Source organism: Bacteroides sp. (assembly GCF_052357945.1).
In the GTDB taxonomy this organism is placed as follows: domain Bacteria; phylum Bacteroidota; class Bacteroidia; order Bacteroidales; family Bacteroidaceae; genus Bacteroides.
Genome location: NZ_DAWCXD010000187.1, coordinates 1 through 7,990 on the forward strand (window position 1 = coordinate 1; position 7,990 = coordinate 7,990).

5 protein-coding genes are annotated in these 7,990 nt (G+C 38.2%); all 5 read right to left on the bottom strand.

The window, feature by feature from the left end; all coding sequences use genetic code 11:
* Nucleotides 1–41 precede the first annotated feature (41 nt).
* Nucleotides 42–1,034, bottom strand: coding sequence for a DUF4973 domain-containing protein (locus ACT8YW_RS20720; protein WP_444107000.1), 993 nt, complete (start codon nt 1,032–1,034; stop codon nt 42–44).
* A 19-nt stretch (nt 1,035–1,053) separates the two neighbouring features.
* Entirely contained in the window at nt 1,054–3,111 is a 2,058-nt protein-coding gene (locus ACT8YW_RS20725) for a RagB/SusD family nutrient uptake outer membrane protein (RefSeq protein ID WP_444107001.1), read from the bottom strand.
* Nucleotides 3,112–3,124: 13 nt separating this feature from the next.
* The gene (locus ACT8YW_RS20730; RefSeq protein WP_444107002.1) at nt 3,125–6,205 is read right to left on the bottom strand and encodes a SusC/RagA family TonB-linked outer membrane protein; all 3,081 of its coding nucleotides are present in this window, start codon (nt 6,203–6,205) and stop codon (nt 3,125–3,127) included.
* Between the two features lie 27 nt (nt 6,206–6,232).
* Nucleotides 6,233–7,723 carry an IPT/TIG domain-containing protein gene (locus ACT8YW_RS20735; protein WP_444107003.1) on the bottom strand — a complete coding sequence of 497 codons (1,491 nt, stop codon included), beginning with the start codon at nt 7,721–7,723 and terminating at the stop codon, nt 6,233–6,235.
* Nucleotides 7,724–7,741: 18 nt separating this feature from the next.
* Nucleotides 7,742–7,990 (bottom strand): glutaminase domain-containing protein (locus ACT8YW_RS20740; protein ID WP_444107004.1); only part of this gene is annotated, 249 nt, incomplete at its 5' end.

The following is a 7,990-nucleotide window of genomic DNA, read 5'->3' on the forward strand; positions in this document are numbered from 1 at the left end:
CATGCATCTTCTTGTTTTATAAATATATTAAAGGGTCTGAATTACCATTCTATAGCTTGATCTTCATCTGGAATCTGAGTATTAATATTACGTTCGAGCGTCAAAACACCTGTTACATAATAAGGAATTTCTTCATTGGCAGAAGTATAATCCACAAATTCATAATCAACACTGAAAGTTACATAACGGTGCAACAAATATGGACGAGTAACATCTGGAACCTCAGCAATGGTGTAAGATGTTTCCTTCAGTTGTTTTAGTTTGATTTTATCATTGTCTGACGTTATTTTTACTAGTTTTTCACCGTCAGGTTCAAAGTAAAATTTTACTTTGTATTTATCACGATTGATCAAATCTTCATCCATTGCACCAGCATAAAAGAAAACAGAATTTTCGTCTACTACATATGCCGTACGAGTAGTGGTTGCAATAGCTTCGCTCTTATCTATATTTCCGTCTCTATCTTTAATGTATACCTGCATCGCAGTTGAACTATAACTACCGGAATAATCATTGAAAGGTAATACACGTAATAGAGCTTTAGCATAATTTTTACGTGGATGGCCCACATAATTGTACGAGGGATCATCTTCGATACTTAAAGGCAGTACCCACTTTTTAAACAAGTCGATATCATCTAACTTGAAAGTAATATCTAACAAAGTAGTAAATGTCCCTGCCGGAATATTAACAGTGGAAGGAAATGAATAACGATTGTCTTCCATTGCTACATAATAAAGGTCTTCACGTCCGAAATGAGCTTGATTTAATATATCCAATGTATCAGTATCTACCGCAATATGTACAGTACGGTCTTTTCCATTAGCAATAGAACCACTAACAATCATAGGCAATTTATAAGTAACTTCACCACCCTGTTTATATCGTACATAAATATCAGTTACCCCTTTATCATTAACTGGTGCACTAAACGATACATATTGTTCATATTGCTCCTCATCCCATTCTGCATTACAGGAGATAATTAACACGCTAACAGTTAGCATCATCAAATAAGTATATATCTTTTTCATATCTTATCTCTTCTTTTAATTAATCATTGTATGTCCATCCCGGGTTCTGAGTTAGCATCTTATTACGTTTCAACTCAGAATGACTGATTGGCCAGAAATACATTTTCCGTGAAAAGTTGGTCGGTAATGACGGAACAGCTACTGGCACATGGAATACGTCTTTCCATTTCTCTGTCATTAAAGTATTACAACCATAAATCGGTAATGATTCTTCTACATCAGCATCTTTCCATCGACGAATATCATAATAGCGATGTCCTTCACCCATCAGTTCAATCTGACGTTCTCGTTTCAGTTTCTCACGGAAAAGATTTTGATCTTCATATTCCGCAGGAGTATAATCGGGAATTCCGGCACGAATACGAATAGGCTGAATGCCTTTCTTCATTTCATTAATATCCCGCTGAATGGTATATTGAGTTTCTCCGTCCCAAGAAGCAACAGTATAATTTCCAGTCAATTCATTCAGTGCTTCTGCATAAATCAGCAGAATCTCTGCATAACGGATAGCCGGTTCTGCTTTCTTGCGGATATATTCATCTTTCTCATCTCTGTTGGTGTCATCCGGATGTACGAACTTCATAACTCCAATACCTGTCCGAAGCCAGAACATTGTATTGGTATATCCATTTCCACTGCCTCTATAATAAAAAATCTGTTTATCCTTATTCGCATTATCCGGTTCATTCAATAAATACCATGTAGCACCATTATAAGCTACCGAAGCATAAAAACGGGGTTCACGTTCTACATATTGCATGCTGACACCTACTCTATGATTTCCTAATTCAGGGAACTGATCTTTATTCTCTTCGGTTACAAATCCTTTTCTACGAGGATTAGGGTCAATACGGTTTGCATATGCAGGATAGTCAATATATTCAGAATCCTTACCAGGGCAATTCCCCCCATCTTTCATATAATAAGCATCACATTGTTTTTGGGTCAGTCCATGTGTGTTCCAACCATTAGCCGCACGTGGTAATTGGTGTCGCACCATCACGTTGATGCCTTCCGTACTTTGATTTTGGCCACGTGTAAAAATCAATTCCACATTATCAGAAGCATTCACGCTTCCATTAAATAATGAACGATAGGATTCATAAGGGTCAATATTTTTATATCCATCAGGCCAGTCCTTATTTACGAAATTACCATCATCATAAGGAGGAAGTGTAGGAAGATAACCTGTTCCAACCTGTTGACTGGCAAGTTTATGATAAAGCGCATAGCGTGTTCCCCCCTCAAGCTTCATTACATCGAGAGCTGCGGCAGCTGCTTTAGCCCATTTTTCCTCATTATATTCCTGTGCTATCAGGTTACGTCCATTACGATCTACCAAATCTGTGAATTTTTCTGTATCTCCCGGACGAGGATTATTGATCGGACTCGCCGCATAAAGCAATACTTTGGCGCGAGCTGCCAAAGCGGCACCTCGTGTTGGGCGGGCAACGTTATTAGCTCCACGTCTTAAAGGAAGATCACGAGCGGCTTGTTTCATTTCCGAGGCTATAAAATCAGCGCATTCATCGTATGTATTACGACTATATGCCAAATCTTCATATTCTTTTGTATAGTCTAATCCTTCTTCCGGCAACAAAGGTATCGGACCATATTTACGGAGTAACAGCCAGTAATAATAAGCCCTGACAAAACGTGCTTGTGCTTTTAAATCGGCCCGCTCTTCTTCAGTAAACTTTATATTTTGGTCAATATTCAAAATAAAAACAGAAGCTTGACGTATGCCTTCATAGCACGATCCCCAGGGATCTTGTTCCCAGTTTTCATCATACTCACCATTTTTCCATTTCTTGTACTTGTCATCACGGTCACCAAAGTACATATCATCAGCAAAACAATACATTGTATGCCCTTTACTGGAAACGTCGGCATTGCTACCGGTTAAATGTTCAAACGCATTTGCCAGCCATTCTTCTGTATAGTCTCTGCTTGAGAATACATCTTCCAAACTCATACGATCCTTAAAATAGCGGTCTGCATCGAGCTGATCCGCACAAGAGGAAAGTCCTAATCCAACGCCTAAAATCGCAGATAGTAAAATATATTTTTTCTTCATCAGTATAATCTAATTATAAGTTAACAGATAATCCTAAAGTTAATGATTTAGCCAACGGATATTCCGTTCCTGTAGAGCTGCCAAGCTCCGGATCCCACAACTTGAAGCTGGAGAAAGTCAAAAGATTACTTCCACGAAGGAATAGACGGATGTTATTAAAACGAATCTTGTTGACTAAGGGTTTGGGGATTGAATATCCTAATTCTAAAGTTTTCAAACGCAAATATGAACCATTTCGCAACCAGAAAGTTGACTGACGATAGTTATTGCTATTTCCGCCATAGCTCAGACGAGGATAGGAAGCATTTGGATTTTCGGTAGCCATTGTACCAGATATCTCATGATCAATCCAACGGTTTGAATTGGCAACATCCGATAATATATTACCCCATTCACCAGCGCTGAATGCATGTACAGTTGCCCCTTCTATAAAGAAGGATGTTTTACCTGCTCCCTGGAAGTGTACATTTACATCCAGGCCTTTCCAACTTGCAGAAATACCAAATCCATAAATCATATTAGGTTTGGTAGTCGCCCCAATCGCTACTTTATCGCCATCATTCACCACTCCGTCACCATTCACATCCTTATATTTTATATCACCTGGCTGAACTGTTCCGAACTCTTGCTTCGGACTGTTACGTATATCGTCATAGTCTTTAAACAAGCCTAAAGCAATCAACCCTTTTGCTTGATTAACACGGTAATCTCGTTCCATCTGATAAGGATACACATTATTTTCTTCATCTTTCTCCAAGATAGTATTTTGGCTATATGTGATATTACCACGTACAGTGATATCTACTTTATTAATCTTTTCTCGGAAAGCGAAGTTACCATCAAATCCTTCCGACAGAACTTTTCCTACATTAGCACGCGGATTGCTTCCTAATCCGACTATACTTGGAAGATATTTACGCTCCATCCAAATGCCTTCACGTTGTTCGTGGAAATAATCGACAGTTGCAGTAAATTTATCATTAAATAACGCTAAGTCAACACCTAAGTCATGCTTGGTCGCGATCTCCCAAGTAGCATAATTAGAAGCCAGATCTGTATAACGTTTTCCTGAATAAGAATTGTTATAATTATAATCAGCCCAAGTATAGCCACTACCATCTCCAATGGTATACAAATAAGGGAAACGATATTCATCATCGCCGATCTTCAGCACATCATTACCGACCTTACCAAATGAATAACGAATCTTAAACATATTCATCCATTTCAGATTCTTTTTGATAATAGGTTCCTCTGCCACATTCCAGGCTGCAGATACTGCTGGGAAAAAACCGAATCGATGACCGTCTGCAAAATTCTCAGAACCATTATATCCAAAATTGAAATCAGCAAAATAACGATAATTCCAATTATAGCTTACGCGTCCGGCCAACCCTAAATGACGACGGGCTATTCCTTTTTTAATATCTTCGCCTGTACCTACGGTAAATACTTTAGAATCTTGGTTGAACTTCAAGAGTCCACCTACATGATGTTCCTTAAATCCACGATCATAATGTAATTCTGCTTCGAAGATTTCATTACGATTTCCTTCGGCAGAACTCGTTTGCTTCATTTTCTGTTCTTCGGTGACACGATCGAATACTAAATTCCCATTCTCATCACGGAAACGTTGCGCTTTATATTGTTCAGGCCATTTAATACGGTCTATATTATTCTTATTCCAAGTATCAAAGCCAAAACGTCCGACAAATTTCAATCCTTGAGTGATAAAATCAAGTTTCTGCTCCAATGTAAGATTAGATTGAATTGTATTTTCCCAATGTTCTTTATAACCAGTTTGTGTGGCAAGTACCCATGGGTTTGTTCTATCTCCTGTTCCATAAGCAGGTACATAGCCATTTGAGTACATTACAGGAACACTTATAGGATTCTGATACATTAACGACTTCCAAACATCGCCTGATAATCCCGGTTCATTATATTTTTTCAATGACCCTGAAACACCAACTTTCAGTAATGTTGTTTTCGTTATATCAATATCGGTATTCAGACGATAATTCCATGTATTAGCATTGGCATTGGTATTGTAGTCTTTCCTCAATGTTTCGTCTGTTTTATACATACCATCCTCTTTCAAATAGCTTAATGATACGAAATAACGTGCTGTAGAACCACCACCATTCATATTTACATTAGCGCGATACGTCATTGCACCATCTTTTAGCAGAAGATCGGTCCAATCAACATTCGGATACAAATCAGGATCCAGCCCCATACGTAAAAGATCTAATTCGTCTTGTTGGTAAATAGGTTCTTGATTACGTGTTATCCTGGCTTCGTTCATCATTGTAGCATATGTATATCCATCAACAAATTTCGGCGTAATGGTGCGTGTATTATATGATGTTTCTACTTTGGCATCAATATTAATTTTTCCAGCCTTTCCATGCTTTGTAGTAATTAAGACAACACCATTTGCACCACGACTACCATAGACAGCTGTGGCCGAAGCATCTTTCAACACTGAAAAAGACTCAATATCTTCTATATTGACATCATCCAAATCGCGTTCAAAACCATCTACTAATACCAATGCCGATGTACTGGCTCCAAAGGTAGAAATACCACGGATCCAAAACTCTGAAGTGTTTCTACCCGGTTGTCCGGATGTTTGCATAGCAAGAACACCAGCAACATTTCCAGCCAAAGCATTAACTACATTTCCATTTGCTGTATGCGTCAAGTCAGAAACATTGACTGTTGTGATAGCACCCGTCACAGTCAATTTCTTCTGTACTCCCGTACCTGTAATGACAACCTCATCCAGTGAACTGGCTGCAGACTCTTTCATCGATACATTTACTACTCGCTGTTCTTTTATCAGAACTTCTACTTTATCAAAACCGACATAAGAGAAAATAAGTCGCTGATATGGTTCAATGCTTATTTTATACTTTCCGTTTATATCAGTAATAGCTCCCAATCCAGGAACGTCTTTTACTGCTACATTTACGCCGATTAAAGGTTCTTTCTGTGCGTCAGTCACAACTCCCGTTACTACTATATTTTGCGCCCATGTACTCATCGAACAACTTAGCAGTAATATACATGTTATCAAAAAATGTCTCATATATACATGTGTTTATTCATCAATATATCATTTCACTATAGTACTTACTGTACTTTCTTCATCATCCCATTCCTCAAAACCGATTCTACGAATGCTATGATTTTCAACATCACCAATATAAAATACATTATTGATAGAGTCATAAGCTATTGCGGCAGGCTGGTCGAAGCGAGCCTCTTCGCGTAAATCTCCATCTATATTTCCATATGGTTTATCATTGAGTCCCGTACTACCACGTCCTGCAAATGTTGTGACAAGCCCTTCCGGAGTCAATATACGGACACAGTGATTATTACGATCGCAGAAATAGAAATCATAATGATCAGCCTTTCCTTCGTCTACATATTTCTGGTTCTTGACAAAGACACCCTGGTAGGGATGATCCAAACGAGCACTTGTTCCGACTTTATCTTCCCAGCCAGCTTTACCAACTTGCCCACACAGCAAGAATGGCGTACCAAAACTTTTCGTTTCTTCATTATAGTTTGCTCGCATAATATAATGCTGGTTGATTACTACAATATAAGCATAGTCACCTGTAGGATGGATCACCATATTAAACTCCCAGTTGTTATCTTGGATAGAACCTATATAATTGCGGTGTTCGATGCTGTTGTCTTTGCCAATTCCCCATTTCCTATAATCATATCGATAGATATCTCCTTTTGTGTAGCTATTGTAATACAATTCTCTATTTTTTGGATGAATAGCAGATCCATTACATTGTTTACCTGCGGCCAATACTTGAAAGCTGGAGAAATTGTCTGCACGGGTTGCATACACATTGCTGACGATATTTATATCCGGATCATTTCCTCCTCCGCCATCATTGGCAATAATCATCGTATCTCCATCCACTGTCCATGTAATCGTGCGCATACGCCCCAATACTCCGCTTGTTCTTAATCCGGTACTAATTTTTTTATTTTTTAAATCAAACAAACGTAAGGGTTTACCGTTATCTTGAGCTAAATATAAAGTATTTGGATAATCTTTAGGATCGAATGAAAACCAAGTCGGTTCTGCAACACCATAAAATTTTTCAAATGATTCTTCAAAAGTACCATCCATTGGTTCATAATGTCCGTCTTCTCTTTCTTTCCCATACAAAGTAGAAACCAATATTTTACGTGTATAAGAGAACTTGTCCTCAGCCTCTACAGTTTGGGCACTTGTACCTTTTCCAATCGTTAGTATCAGATTTCCTTCTTTCACTTTACCAGGAATCATACAATAAATGCTATTTCCTTTCGCATTAATTACAGGAGCCTTTTTACCTCCAACTGTTACTTCTATGATAGAGGTATCTGTTCCAAAGTTACTACCAGTAATTATCACACGCGTTTTAGCTCCTCCTTCTTTGGGAGTAAAATCTGTTATTTCTACTGGCTTACCTGGATCGTAAGGTGCGGTTTCACCATCATTGTCGTCCTTGCAACTTATGAAGCAAAGAGTTAACAAGACTAACAGAATCCAATGGGTATTCCAATATCCTTTCTTCATTGTTCTACATTTCATAATAAAACTAGATTTAATTTATTGATTGTTCAACATTTTATCTGCCAATACTTTCATCCAATAACCACCGATTACTGACCGGGCCTTAAACCCAACCCATTCACCACTGTCTGTGTGATGCCAATCACTGATAGGTACACGTGATACTGTTTCATTGATATATTTATAGATAGGATCAGAGAATTTCTGAAAAGTTTCCTTATCTGATGACATAGCTGCCGTCCACATGATCCAGTCGGATTTTGTGTATTCTTTACGAGAATCCAA